We start from the raw sequence: 20,424 nt of genomic DNA, 5'->3' as shown, positions 1-20,424 counted from the left end.
TCGCCGACGTCTGTGCGGTCACGCTTACGGATAGACGGTGGGGTTGTAATACCGGATTTCGATCTTGGGGACGGTTGACGGCCCGTTGGGGTTCGCCGCGACCAACTCGATCCGGTTCGGCCGGCCGTAGTCGATCTTGCTGGTGATGTTCACCAGCAGCGTGTCGCCCACCTTGGTGGCCGGATACAGGTCACCGATGAAGGTCCCGTTGATCAGGATCCCGTTGATGGACGCACCGGTGCGGTGGATGTAGACGACCGCCTGGGATCCCTTGTGGGCGGGATCGATCGTCACGTCGCGGGCGGCGTAAGAGCCCGTGAAGGTGCCCGGCAGGGTGGCCTCGCCGCCGTCGTGGATGCTGTCCAGTCCGGTGACCGTCCAGGTGCCGGTCAGATCCTGGCGGGCGTCAGGTTCCGGGATGCGGTAGGCCCAGGCGCTGGCGGTCACACCAGTGCCCACGGTCGCGCCCTTGATCTCCAAGGCGATGACATGCTCACCCGGGGGCAGCAGCGTGTTCGCCGGCACCCCGGCCAGCCCGCCGCTACTGAAGTCGTTGAGCATGACTCCGTCCAGGTAGATCCGCCCGGAGTCATGGAAGATCGTGTTCTCCCGGTCCATCCACAGCCACAGCTGGATCTCGCCGGTGGACCAGCCTGCCGGGATCGTGAATCGTTTGCGCATCACCGCGTGGCGCACGTCAGGGTGGTTCGGGAGGGTGAAGATGCCGAGGTCGTGCCGCTCCCATCCGGAATCATCCGCATCCGCGGCGACCAGCGCCGCGATCTGTTCCGGTGTCGAGTTGTCCACAGGCAAGAAGGCCCAGTCGTTGGTGATGTCCACGGCGTTGCGCTGCAGTTGTGCCTTGGTCGGCAACACATTCGGCTCTGGCTCGGTCGTTCCGGCCCACCAGTCCCGTTGGACCGTGAGCCACTCCAGCGGCGACGCGGCTACGTCCGCGCGCGCACTGACGAACATCCTGGTCTCGTGCGCGCCAAGGGTGATGCCATACACCCCGGGAATGCCGGACTTCTTGGTCACCGCAGTGGTCGCGGAGGAGTTCAGCTCGCTCAACACAGTCGGCGCGGCGGGCGTGGTGAACACGAGGTCTGTGGTGACCGGGTCGGCGGTGTCGTTGTACAGGACCCAGAAATCGTGCAGGCCGGTGTTCGAGATGTAGTGCCGGAAGATTGCGTTCGCCGCCCGCGCGGGCACCCGGGCCACCTTCAGGTAGTCCATCACCTGGCCCAGGAACGTGGTGGTGTCAGGAGCGGGGTTGCGGTCCATGATCTCTTCGAAGTGGCAGCCCAGGTGGATGATCTGACCCTGGCCCAGCTTGCGCATCCCGGCCGCCACCGTGCCGTCGTCCTCCCACAGCAGCAGATCCTGGGCGTCAGGAGCGATCCGGCGCAGCCTCAGTCCACTGCCCTGTGCACCGGCGAGCCAGTTCGTGTCGGTGAACACCTGCTGGCCGGGGGCCGCCCGGAGCGGATGCTTCGCGTCCGCGGAGAAGGACTGCTGGCCGAGAGCCGGCGGGTGGACGGTATAGGTGTCCATGCCCTCGACCTGGTATCCGGTCAGCCGATTGATCGGCCAGGCATTCGCATCCGTGCTGGTGTGCCGCCCCGTCTGCATGTAGGTGACAAAGGTGCCACCGTTGCGAACCCACGCCTCGATCTGGTCGACCAGTTCCTCGTCCATGAACGGTGAGTTGGCGTCGACGATGACCCGGTACTTGTCCACCGTGCCGTCGCCGAAATCCAGGTAACTGACTCCGTCGCGCGGGCAGACCGGCAAGAGGGCGAAGCCGCTGTTGCTGGCGTAGTAGCCGCCGGGAAGCCAGGTGTTGGGTTCCGGGTTCCACGGGAAGCCGCCGTGTCCGACAAAGCGCAAGTCGTAGAGAACGGCGACCTCGGCCGCCGGTACGTGATACTTGCCGATGGCCTCGTACATGGCTTTGTTGGCCTGGAAGGTCTCCAGTACGTCGGGCCTGGACATGATCTCCTGCTGATTCTGGAAGTAGTGCACCCCGTTCAGCCCCTCGGTGAGCCAGCGACCCCAGAACGACTTGAACTGATCAGCGTTCGGCGCACCGTTACCCGGCTCGGCCGTGGACGGCCGCCCCGCGCTCCGGGCCAGCAAGGTGTGGAACTCGGCCCAGAACCCCGCCATGTAGCCGGTGTTGTGGAAGTTCGCTCCGTACGCGGCCGCGACCTGCTTCAGCAGATCCGCGTAGGGATCCGGCGACATCAAGATCACCGGCCGCTCCGGATCCTCCTGCCGGATCATCTCCACCCCACGCCGCACCGCCTGCTGCCGTGTCCACCGGCTCCAGTCCTGGAAGTCGACCCACTGCGCGTTGCGCAGCGGACCCAGACTCGGGTACTGGACCGGCTCGTCCCCGGTCAGGTAGCACCGGTAGCCGAGGAACCCGTTCGGCAGGGTCACAGTGATCAGGTTCGGCCCGGCGGTCAGCAGGTCGGTCACCTCTACTCCTCCGAAATGCTGGAGGATCGTCGCTGGGACCCCGGCTGTGTGGTGACCGTTCACCGACACGGCGAGCGGGGCGTTGGCGACGTTGTTGTTCAGGTCGAAAAGGTAGAGCCAGACCCTCGGATGCTTGGTCAGCCAGTCCGTGCCCACCTCGACAGTGCGGCGCGCAAGCATGCTCGCCCGCGCGGTGAATTCCACCCGGTCGCTGCCCGGCATCACGAGGCTGCCCCAGGAGCTGTCGTCGAATCCCGGCTGATCCCAACCGTCCGGAGGCGCAGCAGCGCCCGGATACGACACCCGCCACGAACCCCCGATGTCCAGCGCGTCCGGTCCCCAACCCAGGAAGCTCGCCACTTCCGGCACGTGCACGTCGTCCCAGGACCTGATCCTGCCCGGATCGGCGTACCACGCCTTTCCCAGCGCGGACAACGACGAATAGCGGTCCTTCAGGAAGGTGCGGAACGTGGCGTCGGCGACTGGACCGAAGTCGGTCAGCAGCACCGACCCCGGGGCGCCGCCCAGCTCTCCGTGCGGCTCCAGCCAACCCACCACGTTGTCCGACGGCGCGTACGTACGGACCGTCTCCTGCAGCAGGCCCAGCTCCGCGTCCAGGGCTGTGGTCGCGCTGTAGGACGTCTGGCCCACCGCGTAGGTGTAGTTCGCGGCCGTCCCGGTCCAGCCGGAGTACTGCGGCATCTTGGCGTTCATCTGCTCGCGGTACCGGTTCGTCATCCACATGCCCTCGTACAGCTGAGGGTTGAGGTGGACCGGCGTCCCGCGTTTGGTGAACTCCTCCATCGCCCAGGCCCAGTCCTGCACTCGCGCCATGCCCTCGGCCGTGTTCAGCATCAATTCCTGGTCCCACAGGACTGCGCCGGCGCCGTTCTGGTCGATGAAGTCGAAATCCAGCCGGTAGTCGTACGGCTTGCTCTTGTCCCAGCCGAGCGGCTGGGCGAACGGCTGGAAGTAGAGCAGGAGACCGTACTTGTCGTAGCGATCCAGGTACATCGGAACCGTCGTTCGGGCCGCAAAGTCCGACGTCCTCGAACCCTTCGGTATGCCCCGAGCCGCCTGCGACCGGAAGGCATCCCGACCGTTCGCGGCGATCACGACAACGGAGTCGTCCGCGATGACTGCGGCGACTACCCCGGCCGAGGTCTCGTACGCCGGGATTCGCAACCCGCCGACGGCGACCGTGGTTGGGACCACTCCCGGCAGCAGGACAAGATCAGACAGGTACTTGGCATGAACCAGCTCGGCCGCGTTCGCGCTGGCACATTGGATCCGCAGCAGCGAGATGCCGGCGGCCAGGCGGACCGAGTCGGCCGACAACGTCCCGAACCCGCGCAGTGCCTTCGCCGGTAGGTGCATTGTGGCTTGCCCGCCGGTCGCCGACGCGGCGACCGCCGCGGCCTTGCCACCGGGCAGCGAAGAACTCACACCGGCGGCCGCCACTCCAGCAGCCCCGATCAACAGACTCCGACGCGACAACTCCATCATCAATTCCTTCCCAGGACGGGGTGATTCACGGGTAGACGGTTGGGTCGTAGTAGCGGATTTCGACGGTGGGGATAGCGGCCGCCCCGGTCGGACCGGAGCTGAGTAGCTCGATCCGGTTGGTCTGCCCGAAAGCGACCTTGGTGGTGATGTTGACCAGCAGGGTGTCGCCCACCTTGGTCGCCGGGTAGATGTCGCCGATGAACGTCCCGTTGATCATGATTCCGTTCAGGCACGCGCCGGTGCGCTGGACGTAGAGCACGACGGCGGATCCGTTGTGTCCGGCGTCGATCACCACGTCGCGGGCGGCGAGGAAGCCGGTGAACGAGCCCGGCAAGGTGGCCTGGCCGGCGTCGTGGAGGCCGTCCGCGGCGGTAACCGCCCAGGTGCCGGCCATGTCCTGGCGGGCGCTGGGCTCCGGGATGCGGTACGCCCACGCGTTGGCCGTGACGCCGGTCGCCACGCCACTGCCTTCGACCTCCAACGCGATGAGGTGGTTGCCAGGGGCAAGCAGCGTGGTGGCCGGCAGCCCAGCCAGTCCCCCGGCGTTGAAGTCCCGGATCAGCACACCATCCAGATAGATTCGCCCGGTGTCGTGGAACGTCTGGCTTTCCTTGTCGACCAGCAGCCAGAGCTGGAGCTCGCCGGTCGACCAACCGGCCGGCACTGTGAACGTCTTGCGCAGTACGGCGTGGTGCACGTCTGGATGCTCGGGCATGGTCCAGACGCCGAGATCCCGGCGCTCCCACGCAGAGTCGTTCACACCCGGCAGGACCAGCGCCGCAATCTGGGCCGGCGTGGAATTGTCCACCGGCAGGAACGCCCAGTCGTCGGTGAGGTCCACGGTGTTGCGCTGCATTTGTGCCTTGGTCGGCAGCGGATCGGGATCCGGCGCGGTCGTACCGGCCCACCAGTTGCGCTGCAGGGTCAGCCATTCCAACGGCGATTGCGGTACGTCGGTCCGCGGGCTGAGGAAGAGTCGCGTCTCCCACGCGGGCAAGGTGATGCCGTACACGCCGGCAACCCCGTTCTGCACAGTGACCGGAGTCGTCGCTGTCGTGGTGAGCTCGCTCAACACCGTCGGCGGGGCAGCCGTGGTGAACACCAGATCAGTGGTGACCGAATTGGCTGAGTCGTTGTACAGCACCCAAACGTCATGCAGGCCGCTGTTCGAGATGTAATGCCGAAACACCACAGTGGCCGCCCGAGCAGGCACCGGCGCCACGTCGAGGTAATCCATGATTTGGCCGAGCAAAGTGGTCGCGTTCCCGCCGCTCACGTGCCAACCGAGCTGGATGATCCGACCGTTGCCGAGCGGCCGCATCCCCGCGGCCACCGTGCCGTTGTCCCACAGCAGTACATCCTGGGCGTCGCTGGCGACCTTGCCGAGAGACAGACCCCCGCCGCGTTGGTTGGCCAGCCACGAGGTGTCGGGGAGCAGTGTTTGGCCCGGCGCCGCGGAGATCGCATGCGAGGTCAGCGGCTGGTACGACCCGTTCTGGTTGTACGGGTCGATGCTGAGTACGTCGTACCCGGTAAGGCGACTGATCGGCCACGCGTTCATATCGGTGGTGGTGTGGCGCCCGGTCTGGATATAGGTGACGAAGGTGCCCCCGGCACGCACCCATGCCTCGATCTGGTCGACCAGGGCGTCATCCATGAACGGAGTGTTCGAATCGACGATGATCCGGTACTTGTCGACTGTGCCGTCGGCGAAGTCCAGCTCGGTGACTGCGTCCCGCGGGCACCGCGCCATCAGATAGCTGGCTGCGTTGGTCTTCCAGTAGCCGCCGGGAACCCACACGTCGGCGTCCGGCGTCCACGGCCAGGTGCCGTTGCCGTTGACCCGGAAGCCGTTGAGTACAGCGACCTCGGCCTCGGGCACGTGGTACTTCCCGATGCTCTCGTACAGCGCCCGGTTGTTCTGGAACACCTGCAGGACATCGGGCTTGGACATGATGTCTTGCTGGGACGCGAAGTAGTGCACCCCGTTGAGCCCTTCGGTGAGCCATCGGCCCCAGAACGACTTGAACTGATCAGCGTTCGGCGCACCGTTGCCGGGCTCGGCAGTGGACGGCCGCCCCGCACTCCGGGCCAGCAACGTGTGCAACTCGGCCCAGAACCCCGCCATGTAGCCGGTGTTGTGGAAGTTCCCGCCGTACTGCGCCGTCACCTGTTTGAGCAGGTCCGCATACGGATCCGGAGACATCAGATTCACCGGACGGTCAGCATCCTCCTGACGAATCATCTCCACTCCACGCCGCACCGCCTGCTGACGCGTCCACCGGCTCCAGTCCTGGAAATCGACCCACTGCGCATTGCGCTGCGGGCCCAGGGCGGGGTACTGCACCGGCTCAGCTCCGGACAGGTAAACCCGGTATCCGATGAAACCGTTCGGCAGCGTGACCGCGAGAAGGTTGGATCCGGCCTGGATCAGGTCGGTCACCTCGATGGCACCCCAGTGCTGGCCGCCCATGATCGCCGCGCCCGGGATGCCTGCGGTCGCGTGCCCGTTGACGGTCGCCGGGATCAACACCTGGTTGTTGAGGTCGAACAGGTACAGCCACACTCGTGGGTGGGCGGCCAGCCACGCCGCGCTCACCTCGACCGTACGGCGAGCAAGCATGCTCGCCCGCGCCATGAACTCGATCCGGTCATTACCGGGCATCACCAAAGTGCCCCAAGAACTCTCGTCGAACCCCGGCTGGTCCCAACCCGACGGCGGCGCAGCAGTGCCCGGATACAGCACCCGCCAGGCACCGGCAACATCAACCGCCTGTGCATCCCAGCCCAGGAACGACGCGACCTCCGGGACGTGGACATCGGTCCACGCCGCGACGGCGCCCGCGTTGCCGTACCAGGCCTGCCCCAGCGCCGCCGTCGTGGCGTAACGGCCCTGCAGGAACGTACGGAACGAGGCATCCGCCACCGGCCCGTACTCCACCAGGAGCACCGAACCCGCACCGCCGCCGACTTCACCATGCGGCTCCAGCCAGCCCACCACGTTGTCTGCCGGCGCGAACTCGCGGACCGTCTCCTGCAGGACACCCAGTTCGGCGTCCATCCCCGTGGTCGCGCTGTACGACGTCTCTCCGACCGCGTAGGTGTAATTCGCGGGATTCCCGTGGAAACCGGAGTACTGCGGCATCTTCTGCATCGTCTGGTCCCGATACCGGTTCGCCAGCCACATGCCGTCGGCGAACTGGGTGTTCAGATGCACCGGAATACCGCGGGCGTCGCACTCGTTCATCACCCACTTCCAGTCGGGCACCCGGGCCAGGCCCTCACCGAAGTTGAGCTGCTGCTCGTTGTCCCACAGGGCGATGCCCAGACCGTTCTGCTCGGCGAAGTCGAAATCGAGCGAGTAGTCGTACGGCTGGGTCCGGTCCCAGCCTGGTGGCAACGCGAACGGCACGAAGTACACCAGGAACCCGTTGCGGTCGAAGCGGTCCAGGTACATCGGGACCGTTGCCTGGGGCACGAAGTCTGCGGTCGTGGTGCCGGCCGGGATGGCCGGCCCGGCCGACGCGGTGAACGCCGCGTCGCTGTCGAAGGCCAGCACTGACACCGCATCGTCATCGATCAGCGCCGCGACCACACCGGCCGGGGTCTCGTGCACGGGGACCGACAGTCCGTTGACGGTCAGCGTCGCCGGGGCCACACCGGGCAACCGGGTCAGATCGGACAGGTACTTCGCATGGGTAAGCTTCGCCAGACTCGCATTCTGGCACTGGATCCGCAGCAGCGAGCCGTTCGCACCGAGTCCGGTCAGCTCGCCGGACACCGACCCGAAGCCGCGCAATCCCTTCGCCGGCAGGCTGACGGGGGTGACCGTGACCTGCCCGGAAACCGCCTGGGCGCGTCCCGGCGAGAACGACGAGCCGGCCACGGCGACCGCAGCTCCGGTCGCCACGGTCAAGAAGCCTCGGCGTGACAGTTCCATGATCAAGCTCCTCTCCGGCACGGTGGCGTGCGCGGGCAGGTTCGGATCGCCGAGCGTCGCTGGCGACGTCGGCTCGTGGTAGCAGGGTCAGTCGAAGAAGTCCTTGTCCTGTTCGGTCAGGTACCGCCGGGCTTCGCCGACGTTGAAGTCGATGCCGAGCCCTGGCGTGTCCCAGACGGTGATGAAACCGTCCTTGACGATCGGGTCGGGCAGCCCGGTGACGATGTCGTACCACCAACTCGGGCGGCCGACGGGATACTCGAAGGCGAGATAGTTGTCCGGCAGCGTGGCGCAGACCTGCACCAGCGCGGCGAGACCGATCAACCCGTCCAGCGTGCCATGCGGTGCGATCAGTACGCCGTACACGTCCGCGAGCTCGGCAACCCACTTGAGTTCGGCGAGGCCACCAACGTCGAGAGGGTCCGGGCCGATGACCCGAACGGCGTTGGTGGAGAGCAACTCCACGAAGTTCTGCCGGAGGTAGATCTGCTCACCGGTGTGGATGGGCGTGGTGGTGGAGGCGGTGAGCTCGCGATACTGGCGAGGGTTGATGTAAGGGGTGTAGTCGCCGGTAAGGAGGTCCTCGAGCCAGAGGAGATTGAACGGCTCGACGGCCCGGGCGAACTTGATGGCGTCGGGCAGCGTCCAGCCTGGACCGCAGTCCAACGCGAGGCCGATCCCGTCGCCGAGGAGTTCCTTGAGCTCTGCCACCTTGTCGACAGAGTCCTTGAGTGCCCATTCGGTCAGCGGTCCACGAGTGGTGTACGCCCACCCGTCCCGGGGCTCGGAGTACGTGAAGCCCGGGACCCTCGCCATCCCACCATGAAAGGCCGAGCCGCCTTTGATCATGGTGAATCCTTCCGGACCCGCCTTCAGGTTGGCGATCGACTCGGCCAAGGTATCGCCGGGATACACGACCCCACCGTTGTAGACGCGGACCCGATCGCGGACCTTGCCGCCGAGCAGACGGTGGACCGGAAGTCCGGCGGCCTTGCCGGCCAGGTCCCACAGCGCCACCTCGACCGCGCTGACCGCCTTTCCCCACGGCTTGAAGGCGCCGAGCCGCCGGATCTTCAGCATCGTCCGCTCGACCTCGGTCGGGTTCTCCCCGATCAGGTACTGCGCCAACTGCGCGAACATCGGCCGGACGAACTCCCGGGTGCGCTCGACGGCGCCGTACCCGTCAAGCCCTTCGTCCGTGGTCAACCGCACGATCAACGTCTCGCCGAGTACGGCGGTCTTGACATCTGTGATCTTCACCGGTCCACCCCCAGGTGGCCGGTACGCCAGGAATACTCGGGAACGAAATTCAGGACCTCGCGCGCCCGATCCGTCGACCACGCACTGGCCGTGCCCTCGATCGGTCTGCGGAGCTCGGTGTCCGGATGGAAGCGCGCCAGCAACTCCTCTGTCGGCAGGTCCGACAGGCTGTCGGTGGCGCAGATGTTGAGAGCGTGAAAGCCGTCGGTCACACCCAGCGCGAGCTCGCAGGCACGCGCGGCATCGTTGACCTCGGTATAGCACCACAGGTCACGCGACATGGTCGGCTCTCCCAACGCTGCGAGGCGGGCGGCGGCGGCGCGCACCTCGTCCAACTCGGCAAGCCAGTGGAAACGCAAGGCGACGATGTTCATGCCGTAGCCGTCCACAAAGGCGCGCGCCGTGGCTTCATCTACCACCTTGGACAGACTGTAGGAGTCCTGCGGGGTGAGGGGATGATCCTCGTCGACCGGCGCATAGACCGGCGAGAAGGGGCGCTTGGCGAACGTCGTACCGTACGCGCAGACGCTCGATGAGATGACCGCGTGCCCGACGCCCTCGGCCGCCGCGGCGGCCAGGACGTTGTACGTCGCGGACGTGTTGACAGCGAACTGGTCGGTGTCCGACGGGCCGCCGTACTTCGCCACGTGGATCACCGCGTCGCATCCCACGATCGCCGCACGGACCGCGTCAGCGTCCGTCAGGTCGGCGATGACCGAGGTCACTCCGGCGGCGACGCCGGCCGTCGGGGCGACGCGGTCCACGGCGACCACCTCGGCGCCGGCCTTGACGAACCGGGCGGTGACAACCGTCCCGAGCTTCCCCGCGGCGCCGGTCACCAGCAGGCGCCGCGGAATCCGGGAGCTTCGTTGCGTTGTCGAGGTCACTTGTGCGGCTTTCCGCCGGCGGTCTGCTCATAGAGGTCGTTGGCGGCCTTCTCCAGCTTCGAGCCGCCCTGGGCATTCCACTGGCTGACGAAGTCCTCGAAGGAGGACAGCGGAGACGCTCCGGTGATGATCTGGCTGAATGCCTTGATCTTCAGGCTCTGCAGCGCGGCCATGTACTCGCCGGAGCCCGGCACCGTCATCGGATTCTGGAAGACGTCCGCGTGTCCGTACTTGCCGTAGGTCTGCACGAGAACCCGGTCCGACAGCTTCGGCAGCGCGAGCTGGGTCGCGATGTCCCAGTTCGGCGCACCGATGAAGGGGGTGCCGTAGTTGTTGAAGCCGTCAGCCTGACGAGCCACCGGATCGACGTACTTGCCGATCCACTGCCAGCCGCCCGCCAGACCCTTGGTTGCGTCGGTGAGCTTGTACATCGTGCCCTCGGTGCCGATGGCAAGCTTCGTGGCCAGCTGGTTGTCACTCCAGATGGTGTCCCAGATCTTCAGCACCTCACGGAGCTTTCCCTTGTCCTTCGCCGCCTGCGGGCCGAAGGTGACCGGCCAGCCCGCGGTACCGTAGGTCCAGGAGCCGCGGCCGCCCGGGCCAAGCGGCGGCAGGCCGAAGGCGATCGTGCCTTTCGGGTTCGTCTGCCGGACCGCGTACAGGCGCCCGGACTGGTTCGTCGGGTCAATGTCGACGGGGCCGCCGTAGTCCCACATGGCGACCTTTCCGGCGACGAACTTCGGCGACGGATCGGGGCCCATGCACTCAGGGTCGATGTACCCCTGCTTGTACCACGACGCCAGCAGCTCCAAGGCCTGCTTCGTCTCGGGACGAACGGCCGCGTTGGCCACCTTGCCATCGAAGAGCTGCCACTGCATCGGGAGCACGCCGTAGGCTCCGAAGATGGTCATGAACGCCGAGGCGTAACTCTGACCGTTGGTGCTCATGCCGTACACGCCGGTCTTCTTCAGCGCAGCGAAGGCGCTCTCGTACTGCTCCAGAGTGTCGGGTACGCCGCTGACGCCGGCCTTCTCGAGCAGATCGGTACGCCACTCGGAAAAGGAGCTGAGCGCCGAATTGGGTTGGCCGATGCCCGGGAAGCCGTAGTTCTTCCCGTTGTACAGGCAGGTGGTCCAGGCCGCCGGCACGTGCTGATCGATCCCAGCGGCGTACTTCGGCATGGACTGGCGAATCTCGTCGACAGAGACCTCGGCGAACGCGCCCTGCTGAGCGAACTTCTGCAGCATGTCCGGTCCGTTGATCGCCATCGCGTCCGGAATCTTGCCCTGGGCAAGGTTCGCCTGGAACTTGGTCGTGTAGTCGGCCATCGAGAGCGCGTAGACAGTTGCGAACTTGATGTCGAAGGTCTTCTGCATCAGGTCGACCGCATACGCGTCCGGGCTCAGCATTGACGGCTGATAGTAGTAGTCGAGCGCCGAGTTGCCGGCGGCGTTGCCGGAATCGCCCGACTTACTGGAGCAGCCCGCCGAGCCCAACAGGGCCAGGCCGGCCACGCCGGCACCGGCACGCAGGAATCCGCGTCGGCCGATCTGGGCGGGAGTGTGATTGTTCATGAGATGCCTCTTCGTGGACTAAGGGACTCAACCCTTGACAGAGCCGAGCAGAATGCCGCGGGCGAAGTACTTCTGCAGGAAGGGATACAGAACGATGATGGGCAGGGTCGCGATCATGACCGCGGCCGCACTCAGTGACTGCGTCGTCGATGCCGAGTCGAGGAAACCCGGGTTGGTTCCGCTCAGAATCGGATTCGCCTGCGTGACAACCGTGTTGCGGATGAACATCTGTAGGACCTGTTTGTGCGGGTCGTTGATGTAGAGCAACGCATCGAACCAGGCGTTCCAATTGGCCAGCGCGGTCCAGAGCCCGACGACGGCGAGCACCGGCTTCGACAGCGGCAGCACGATGGTGAACAGGATGCGCATCTCCGAGGCGCCGTCGGTCCGGGCGGCGTCGATGAGTTCGGCCGGGATCGCCTGGAAGAAGTTGCGCATCAAGATGACGTTCATCGCCCCGACCGCCCCGGGAAGGATGAGCGACCAGCGACTGTCGAGCAGCCCGAGGTTCTTGACCAGCAGGAACAACGGAATGAAACCGCCGGAGAACAACAACGAGAAGAGCAGCAGGAAGTTCAGCACCCGGCGGTGCGGGAACGTCCGCTGGGCCAGTGGATAGGCCATCATCGCGGTCAGGACGAGCGTGATGGCTGTGGCCGCGGCCGTCCGGACGATGGTGTTCAGGTAGGCGTGCAGGATGCCGGAGGACGACAGCACCGCGTGCCAGGCGGCGACTGTCGGGTGCATCGGCAGGATGTGCAGGCCGGGTTGCTGGGTGTCGCCGGCACTGGACAGCGAGATGGTGAGTTCGAACAGGAACGGGTACAACGTCGCGATCGCCAGCACCGACAAGACGGCGACCACCAGCACGTCGGCGACCCATTCCCCGGTCGACCGGCGCCGCCCGCGCCGCGGCACCGGCGCAGGGCGACCGGTGCCGACGCCGTCTCCGCCGGGGTCGGCGGCGATCTTGGTCGCAGTGTTCAGCGCCATGTGTGTGCGGCCTCCTTACCAAAGGCTCTGATCGGGTTCGAGACGGCGCACGACCCGGTTGCCGATATAGACCATCAGCAGTCCGAGGACGGACTGGAAGAGCGAGGCCGCCATGCCCTGGGAGAAGTCGTACGACATGACATGGCGGAGCACATAGGTGTCCAGGATGTCCGCGCTGTCCTGAGTGATCGGAGTCATCAGGTTGTAGATCTGATCGAAACCGACAGCGAGGAAGTGGGCGATCTGCAGCAGGAACATGATGGAGACGGTCGGCGCGATGCCGGGCAACGACACATGCCGGATCCGTTGCAGGCGTGACGCGCCGTCGACGCGGGCGGCCTCGTAAAGTTCGGGGTCGACACCGGCAAGTGCGGCGATGTAGATGATCGCGCCCCAGCCGATGCCGGCCCAGATCGCAGAGAAGACGTAGATCACGTAGAACTTGCCCGGCTGATACATCCAGGACTGACTCGGCAGCCCGAAAACGTGCAGGACGGCGTTGACGGCGCCGAGCTGGCCAAAGAACTGGAACAGGATCCCGGCGAGCACCACCCAGGAGATGAAGTGCGGCAGGTACGAGATTGTCTGCACCACGCGGACGAACCACTTCCACCGGCACTCGCTGAGGATGAGCGCCAAGATGATCGGCGCCGGGAACAGCACGACGATGTTCAGGCCGGCGAAGATGGCGGTGTTGCGCAAGGCATGCAGGAACTCCGGTCCGGAGAACAGTCCGGTGAAGTTCGCCATCCCCACCCAGGGGGAGCCGCCGATTCCCCGGATCACGCTGTAGTCCTTGAACGCGATCAGGATCCCGTACAACGGGCCGTAGGCGAACAGCGCGAACACCGCGAAACCCGGCAGAAACATCGCGATGAGGTAGCGATGACGCCAGTACGACCGGGCCATCCTCTCCAGCCGCCCACCGTCGAACCGCGACCGCACCGTGGTCGTCGCCGTCGGCATGCTCGGCCGCATGGCTCCTCCGATCTGGGCTCCGGGATACGTATGGGAGATACAAGACTCTCGGAAGAGGTATACCAGCACCCGTTTCGGGTGTCCAGATCTAGCCAACTCCAAGCCGAGTTGAGGCCGTTATGCAAGTAGGGCGAGGGATAGTAGATCCAGCGATCCTGACTGCGGTATGCTGCGACCATGGCGTTGCTTGAGCATGCCCCGAGCCGAGGTACCCGTGCGGCCGCTCTGGATCGAATCCGGGCGTCCCTCGAGTCACTGTCACCGTCCGAACGCCGTGTCGCGGAACGCGTGCTGGCCGAACCAGCGCAAGTGATCGCGTTGGCCATCAGCGAGTTCGCCGCGTTGTGTGGCGTTGCCCAGCCCACCGTCTCACGCTTCTCGCGTAGTGTCGGATTCTCCAGCTATGTCGCACTGCGGCTGGGAGTCGCCGCGGACTTCGCGGCCGATGTCACCACACCTGGCGCACCGCCGGCCGATGGATTCGCCGAACTGGCGGGCGGCCTGCGCAGTGATGCGACCGCATCCGAGGCCGCCAAGGCCGTGCGGAGCGCCACTCGCGTGGAGATCTGGGCCTCGCCGGTCTTCGCGGCGGCCGGGGAACTGCTGGCTACCAAGCTGGCCGGGCTCGATGTCGCCGCGAGCGCCACGGTCGCGCCGGAGTACTGCGCCGAACGCGCCGCCGCACTTCCGGCGGGCGCGGTGGTGATCCTGCTCGCCGCCACCGGCGACGAGGATGTCTGGCTGGCCCCAATCGCTGCGGCGCGGGCGGCGCGGGCGCGGATCGCGTACGTCGCCTTTCGTTCGGCGGGCCGGCTGCTCAAGCTCGCCGACATGTTCATGCCGCTGCCGGACACCGCCGCCGCGGCGCTGACCGGGCCGCTGTTCGCGGAGGTCTTCGCCGAGCTGGTGCGGGACATCTCGTACTACGCAGGCCCGCCCGGGCCGGCCTCGCCGTGGCGGCCCTGGCCGGACACGAAGGAGGTCTTGCTGCCGACGAGCGGTCTGCCGATACCAGCGCTCTTGCTCAGTCAGCCGACTCCCCCGAAGAAGCGATCGCTGGTGATCTTCTATTCGCGCATCGGAGCCCGCAAGGAGCAGCTCGCGCCACCACGTGAGGCGGCCGACTACGTGTCCCCGCATTTCATCGCCGCGCTCCTCAATGCCGGCCACGACGTGTTGTTGCCGGATGCACCTGGACACGGCGAGCGCAAGCACGTCTGGGAAGACACCGACGAGCTCTTCCGGGCCGGGATGCAGGACCAGGGCCCGGACTATCTCGAACAGATCTCCACCGAGACGCCCGATCTCATCGACGCCGCGCTCGCGTTGGGGGTCGTGTCTTCGCCCGCGCAGATCGCGGTGGCCGGTCAGTCGGGGGGTGGCATGCAGACGCTGCTGAAGCTCGCAGCCGACCCCCGGATCGGCGCCGGCGTAGCCGTGATGCCGATCTGCGACATCACCCTGCTGAGCCAGTTCGCCGATCTGGAGTCCTCTCGCCGGCTGATCTCGGGCAGCCCAAGTCCACGGATGGGTAACCAGCTGGCACCGCGCCCACTGCTGCTCATCGGTGGCGGTCAGGACACCGTCGCCCCGGCGAGTCATATCGAGGCCTTCCACGACGGCATCGCCCCTGCGTACCGGCGGGCCGGAGCGTCGCAGAATCTCGAGTACCTGGGTCTCGACGATGTAGAGCACCGGTTCGACGGCCGCCAGGTCGACGCGATGCTCGAGTGGCTGGACCGGCACCTTCGCCGGCCGGCACCCGCGAGCAAGCCACGCCGCCGCAAGCCGGCGAAGGCCCGCGCGACCGAATGATTCATCGGCGCCACGACGTCCAATGCCGGCGCTCCGGTTCCGGGTAGGTGAGGGTGGGCATGTCTTGTTCGATCCACGGATCGACCTCGTCGTAGCCCATCTCGTAACTCTGGGTCGCACGGCGGAACACTTCATCCGGCCGGGGATCCCCATCGATGACGCCACCCGGCGAGGTGTCCTGGACAGGACTCGGCCGGCTCTCCCCGTTGCCGTTGACCGCGGTGACCCGGTACGCAGCCTGGCCCACCGTGTCCTCGTCCAGGTACTGCCGCTCCACCCCGATCGCGACAGGAGTGAACTCGGCCTCGCCGGAGAGCCTCCGATAGAGGCGGTACTCGTGTGCACCCAAGATCTCGCCCCAGCCGGCCAGGATCCCGCCATCCGTCCGGCTCAGGAGTAGTCCGTCCGGACAGGGCGGCACCTCAGCGGTGACGTACACCGGGTACGGCCGCGAGGGAGGCCCGTCGGCACGTTCACCGGCGGCCGTCACCCGCACGTGTACCTTCGTGCCGTCCGCCTGGCCGGACACGTCCCATCGGGAGTCACGAACGTCCGGTGACGCAACCACCCATGTCCGCCCTCCGTCAGAACTGAGCTCGACCCGATACCCGGTGGCGCCCGCGATCGGTGTCCACACGGTGGTGAATCCGCCCGAACGGTTCTCGGTCCGCGCCACTGTGCAGCGTTCGGGAGTTGGCGGACCGGCACACCACTGCCAGCGGTGCCGGCCGGCCGGGAGGAGCACCCGCAGACCGTCACCGGTGTCTGCGCCGGACAGCATCTGACCGTCCAGGTAGAAACTGAGCCCGGCGGCGCTGGCCGGCCCCCGGAGGACGACCGTGCTTGGCTGCAGCGCACTGACCGCTCCGTGGAGATCTCCGTCGGTGCTGACGCTGATCGCCACGGTGCCGTCGGTGACGGCGGAGAATCCTGGAACGCCGACGTGGGTACCCGCGAACAACGCAGCCTCGTAGTGGTTGCCGGCGTGGCGACGCACGATGCCGGCGGTGCCCTCGAACGTCACACCGTGCTCATCGTGATACTGCCGCGGCGTGGCGGCGCAGAACACCAGATCCTCGCGGTCCCGCGCCAGCACCACACAGCCGTACGGCGTCGCGGTGGCCTCGACGTCATCGAGATGACTGACCACCGTGAGAAAGTTGCCGATACCGTCGTAGTAGCGGCCGTTGGTCGGCCGCCAGGGGTGATCGGCATTGTCGCGGCCATCAGGGTTCGGCTCCGGCGGAACGGGTGCCGGTGTGGCGCCGGGCATGACTTGGACGATCGACGGGAACGGATCCTCCTCGTCGACGAACCACGAGAATCGGCCCCGCACCCCGCCCTGGACCTGGTCGAAGAGCACGATGTAGTCGGCGCCAGAGAGCAGTACGCTGCGCGAGGTGTAGTCGGGCGCAGCTGAACGCCCGGCGTGTACCCGGGCGAACTGGGCGAAGCCCAGGTCGTGGAGAGGCTCGGTCAGATCGTTCATGCCGACACTGCGGTACGGCCCCAGCTCCCGATAACCACCGGGCTTCAGAACCCCGAAGTTCGAGCACCGCTCCACGTCGCCGCGGATCAGGTCGCCCACATCCTCGACGTTGTTGGAGCTGTACCGGCGACCGGCCGCGTAGTAATACACGACGCCGTTGCCGCCCTGGGCGGCGCGACCCCATCGGTAGTTAGGGCCGGCGTCAAGCTGCTGCAGATAAACGGTGACCTCGTCGGGTGTACCGACAGCTGCCCGCAGCACGAACCCGTAGCCGGTGAACTTCGCCGATTCGAGCTCCGGGTCGGTGCCCGCGTTGTCGAACCAGTCGCCGGATTGGAGCTGGCTCCACGTGTCGTAACTGGTCGGCCGGCGCGGTTCACGCTCCTCGGTACCCGGCGGGGCCGCCCACAGCAGATACTCCGCGAGCAGCGGATCGTAATTCGCCAGTTCCTGGCCGAGCACCCGGAGCGAGCGGGCCGGTTTCCGCCCGTGGGCGTGCGCACCCTGCGGGGGCAGGGTCCGCACGCCTCCGTACCGGCTCATCGGCGCAGAGAGCGTGTTGAGCAGCCAGTAGCCAAGCGCCGAGGTCTCCGGCCGGGCCAGCCGGTTGCGTCCGTCGAATAGCCGGCGAAGCAGATGCCCGAACTGCACCAGCAGGTCGACCGGTCCCCACACATAACAGGCCAGATTTTCTGTCCATCGGCCGCCCTGGGCCTGCCAGCCCGGCACATCCGGTCGGACGTGGTATTTGAGATTCAGTGCGATGGCTCGCTCGAAATGGTCGGCCATCCGCTGTGCGTCGGGGTGGTTCGGAAAGAGGACGGGCAGCGCCGCCACCACCGCGAGAACGTCGGTGAGGAAGTTCGGGTGGCCCGCCAGCATCCTGCGGACGGGCATCAGCGTTTCGTCCTCGAACACGTAGCTGAGGAACTGCAATGCCGCGCCGAGATCGCGCCGCTCGGCTTCAGGCATGCCGCCGGCGGTTTCGTCGAAGAGCGGGACCAGCAGCTTCGAGACCTCGCGCGAGCCGACCGGCGTCGGGCCATGGTTGGCACGCGGACTACCGTCAGGGATGGAGTTGAGGGTGTCTGCGTCCCGGGCGATCAGGTCGCGCAGCAACTCCCGCCGGTCCGTCGACAGCTCGTGGTACGCGGTGTCGAAGAATCGGGGGTAAGTGGAGGCCGGCTCGACATGGTCCAGAGCCCAGTCCTTCACCTTGTTCAGTGGAAGCCAACCGTTCCAGCGATACAGCGTGTCGATGTGAGTGAGCGGTATTCCGGTACGCGTCACGGTCCCCACGTCCTGAGCGTGCGGATAAGTGGCGACAGCGAAGGCACGGGTGCCGGCCGCCAGCGGAAACCGCCAGCGCAGGCGTCCACCGTCGAAAGCGAACCGGCCGGCAACTGTGGCCGACGAGCCCCAGATGGCCCATTCGCCGTCGTCCCACCGGTCGTGATCGGTGATAAACACCCCGAGCGACACGTCCTGCGGCTCTGCCCAGAATGCCGCCGCCGGTAGTCTCCACCAGCTCAGCCAACTGTGATAAGGCATCAGCTCGATGGGCAGGGCGCCGCCCGGACCCAGGTCCTTGCCGACCGGCTCCCAGGCGAAATCGCCGTACCCGGTGCCGTCCGCTTCGATCGGGCCATCCGGCCGGTTGGCGCAGTACCGATGGGTCCAGCCGATCGCGTCCCAGTCGAACTCCAGCGCGACGTCGTCCTTCGGCCCGAAACCGTCGATGCGTTCGTCGAGCTCGACGAACTCCAGGCCGGCCGTCAGCCGAACCGACAGCTGATAGCGGCGACCGTCGTCGAAGCGGAAATCCATGGCGTACTCGACGAAGACCGGACCCTGGTGGACCTGGCGTACGTCCACTCGGATCGGTGTGCCCACCGCGGTGAGCCGAGCACAACCGAGCCACTGGCTGGGATTGCCGATTCGCAGCAGCGGTGCGTCGGCGGACGGGCCGCCAGATGCGGGCAACGCGACCCTGATCCGTCCGTTGTCGAGGACCGTCTCGTCCCCCTGCGGATGGACGCGAGGGCCGCTCGCAGGTGCCGTATCGGTCGCTGTGCCACGCTCCAGCCGAAAGGTACGTGTGGCACCAGCGGGCAAGTCGGAGAGCAGATGCACCGTTGCGCTGGCCGACTCCGTTCCCGCTCCCAGCACCTCGGTGAGCTGGACCGGCACCGGTCTGCCGTCGTACGACGCGACCAGGCCGGCGCCCAAGTCCCAGCCAGCACCGAATTCGACCGGCACCGCGACTCGAGAGACAGGCCAGGAGAAGCGCGGGTGACGCAGTTCGTCGGACAGGACGACCTCGATGACCTGGGGATCTCTGCGAACTCGGACGGTCACCTCGGCGCCTCTTCGGTTGCGGCGTGTTCGACTGCGACAGCCGTGCCTGACTCATGGGAGTCGATTGCCGCCTGAGCAATGGCGAGCGCCTCCCGCACGTCGTTGCCGCCGGCCATGGCCGTGCGGCCCGCGGTGAACTCGGCGAGGTCGCGACCTGCCCGCCACGCCCGGACGAGATCGCGAAAGTCGGTGAGCTCCGCGACGTAAGCGTCATGGAAGATTTCGATGTTGCGCTGCGCGGCACCGGCGGTCGATCCGTGTGCGCCGTACCAGCGAGTGTCGGGCTGCGGCGCACCCCCGGCCGTCACCATCCCGTCGGGACCGAAGACCTCCAGCCGCACGTCGTAGCCATAGCTGGTCTGCAGGCTCGCCTCCGCCGTAGCAAGCGCACCGTTGTCGTAACGAATGGTGACCAGGGCTGTGTCCAGGAAGCCTGTACTGGCGTAGTCGGGCCGGATCAATGCGTCGGCGACCGTACGAACGTCGATGGCCACCGATCCACTGTTGAACCAGTTGAGCATGTCGAAGTCGTGGATGAGCGTCTCGATGAAGATGGCGTTGCGCTTGATCGTCTCGGGGACGAGCGGTGCGGGGTCGCGCGTGAGCGAGCGCAACAGGTGCGGCGTACCCACAGCGTTCTGACAGACCAGTTGGTGCGCACGGGAGAACCCGGCGGAATACCGCCGGTTGAAGCCGATCTGCAGCGGTGTTTCCGCCCTTGCCACCTCAGCGAGCCCGGCGTCGAGGTCAGGCAGGTTCAGCCCGGCCGGCTTCTCGCAGAAGATCGCCTGGCCGGCCGCGCTCGCCTGTTTCATCTGGACCGGATGAAACCGTGGCGGCGACGCGATGATGACCGCATCGACAGCTGGATCGGAGAAGACAGTGGCGGCGTCCGCCGTCACCTTCCTGACCCCTAGCCTGCGCGCCAGGGCTGTCGTGGCCGCCTCGTCGGGGTCGGCGATGGCCTCGAGGACGAGGCCGGGGACTTTCTCGGCGACTGTCGTCGCGTGGAAGCGCCCCATCCAGCCGACTCCGACGACCCCGACGTGAATGTTCGGGTGCGGATGGACCTCCACCGCTACGTAGCTCATATCGCCGCCGCCCGGCCCGGCACGAGCCCGGCGCTCCGTTGGGCGAAAA

General features: G+C 66.6%; 10 protein-coding genes. 1 reads left to right on the top strand and 9 read right to left on the bottom strand.

Annotation, left to right across the window (positions count from 1 at the left end; genetic code table 11):
- Positions 1–24 precede the first annotated feature (24 nt).
- The 7 genes from EV645_RS32415 to EV645_RS32385 all read right to left on the bottom strand — a co-directional run bounded on the left by EV645_RS32415 (position 25) and on the right by EV645_RS32385 (position 13,610).
- Positions 25–3,987 (bottom strand): beta-galactosidase, encoded by a 3,963-nt coding sequence (locus EV645_RS32415; RefSeq protein WP_157997209.1) that lies wholly within the window; start codon positions 3,985–3,987, stop codon positions 25–27.
- 28 nt (positions 3,988–4,015) lie between these two features.
- Positions 4,016–7,930 (bottom strand): type 1 glutamine amidotransferase family protein, encoded by a 3,915-nt coding sequence (locus EV645_RS32410; protein WP_130447841.1) that lies wholly within the window; start codon positions 7,928–7,930, stop codon positions 4,016–4,018.
- An 87-nt stretch (positions 7,931–8,017) separates the two neighbouring features.
- Positions 8,018–9,190 carry a mandelate racemase/muconate lactonizing enzyme family protein gene (locus tag EV645_RS32405; RefSeq protein ID WP_130447840.1) on the bottom strand — a complete coding sequence of 391 codons (1,173 nt, stop codon included), beginning with the start codon at positions 9,188–9,190 and terminating at the stop codon, positions 8,018–8,020.
- On the bottom strand, positions 9,187–10,077 hold the full coding sequence (locus EV645_RS32400; protein WP_130447839.1) for an NAD-dependent epimerase/dehydratase family protein: 891 nt from the start codon (positions 10,075–10,077) through the stop codon (positions 9,187–9,189). The genes EV645_RS32405 and EV645_RS32400 overlap by 4 nt, the downstream gene beginning before the upstream one ends.
- A complete protein-coding gene (locus tag EV645_RS32395) occupies positions 10,074–11,651 on the bottom strand; it encodes a type 2 periplasmic-binding domain-containing protein (protein WP_130447838.1) in 1,578 nt (525 codons plus the stop codon). Before EV645_RS32395 ends, EV645_RS32400 begins: the two co-directional genes overlap by 4 nt.
- Positions 11,652–11,678: 27 nt before the next feature.
- Positions 11,679–12,644, bottom strand: a complete 966-nt coding sequence (locus EV645_RS32390; protein ID WP_130447837.1) for a carbohydrate ABC transporter permease — start codon at positions 12,642–12,644, stop codon at positions 11,679–11,681.
- 15 nt (positions 12,645–12,659) lie between these two features.
- Positions 12,660–13,610 (bottom strand): ABC transporter permease, encoded by a 951-nt coding sequence (locus EV645_RS32385; protein WP_198681997.1) that lies wholly within the window; start codon positions 13,608–13,610, stop codon positions 12,660–12,662.
- A 189-nt stretch (positions 13,611–13,799) separates the two neighbouring features.
- Between EV645_RS32385 and EV645_RS32380 the strand changes: the two genes are divergently transcribed.
- Positions 13,800–15,437 carry a hypothetical protein gene (locus tag EV645_RS32380; protein ID WP_130447836.1) on the top strand — a complete coding sequence of 546 codons (1,638 nt, stop codon included), beginning with the start codon at positions 13,800–13,802 and terminating at the stop codon, positions 15,435–15,437.
- A gap of 1 nt (position 15,438) precedes the next feature.
- Here EV645_RS32380 and EV645_RS32375 read toward each other — a convergent pair whose 3' ends face one another.
- The gene (locus tag EV645_RS32375) at positions 15,439–19,284 is read right to left on the bottom strand and encodes a fibronectin type III domain-containing protein (protein WP_130447835.1); all 3,846 of its coding nucleotides are present in this window, start codon (positions 19,282–19,284) and stop codon (positions 15,439–15,441) included.
- On the bottom strand, positions 19,281–20,375 hold the full coding sequence (locus tag EV645_RS32370; protein ID WP_130447834.1) for a Gfo/Idh/MocA family oxidoreductase: 1,095 nt from the start codon (positions 20,373–20,375) through the stop codon (positions 19,281–19,283). The genes EV645_RS32375 and EV645_RS32370 overlap by 4 nt, the downstream gene beginning before the upstream one ends.
- Positions 20,376–20,424: the final 49 nt, after the last annotated feature.

Origin of the sequence: Kribbella rubisoli, from assembly GCF_004217145.1 — a bacterium.
In the GTDB taxonomy this organism is placed as follows: Bacteria; Actinomycetota; Actinomycetes; order Propionibacteriales; family Kribbellaceae; genus Kribbella; species Kribbella rubisoli.
This window is presented reverse-complemented; position numbering and strand designations above follow the sequence as displayed.